This is a genomic window from Gelidibacter algens, from assembly GCF_001678675.1.
Classification (GTDB): Bacteria; Bacteroidota; Bacteroidia; order Flavobacteriales; family Flavobacteriaceae; genus Gelidibacter; species Gelidibacter algens.
Map to the genome: position 1 here is coordinate 1 of NZ_LZRN01000127.1, position 741 is coordinate 741.

The following is a 741-nucleotide window of genomic DNA, read 5'->3' on the forward strand; positions in this document are numbered from 1 at the left end:
AACGTTGATGTATATGAGCTGTGGCGCGTTTTGGCACGAACTTCTCCAAATATAAACTAACTTTGGGAAATTCATAAATTTTACAAATAGGCACAGACCAAGCCATAGCTTATATACTGTGTTGCCAGTAGTTATTTTTCTCCCAAAATTTCGGTATATCGTATTGGCATTATTTCTCTTAACTCTCTCCATTTCATAACATCATTTTGCTCGGTCGACTTTGTCAATTCCTCTAAAGTTTTATTGAATTTTTCCATTGAAAAATCATTTCTCGCTTCATTAAATGATAAATAAATTTTGTTTCTAATTCCGCTGTATTTTTTATAGTCTAATTCCTCGTTAAATTTAGCCATAATCATAAGATTTTTATTCATTATAATTTTTCCAGAATATTCAAAGTCGCCTACAATAGTCATTGGCATTTGATTATTATCAGGGTTTGGAATTATATATTTTTTTAATTCAGATATTATTAAACTGTCTTCAACGAAACTATCCTTGATTTTAATTTGCCCATTTTTATCGACATCAATTATAACAAGATTTCTCTCTTTAATTATGAATTGTTCAGAATTGTCTCTGATGTTTTTTTTATAATTATCAAATCCATAATCTATTTCAATAACTTTATAATCAGCTTCTAAAATCGTCTCCAGTTCTTTTTTACAAGAGCTGGTCGTTATAGTCAAGATTAGTATTAATATTTTCAGCGTAGTTTTTGTCATAATTACTGGCAACGTT

1 protein-coding gene is annotated in these 741 nt (G+C 28.9%); it reads right to left on the reverse strand.

All coding sequences use genetic code 11. The features are described 5' to 3' along the window. Nucleotides 1–131 precede the first annotated feature (131 nt). The coding region (locus tag A9996_RS19420) for a hypothetical protein (protein WP_211272677.1) at nt 132–741 on the reverse strand (610 nt) is incomplete at its 5' end.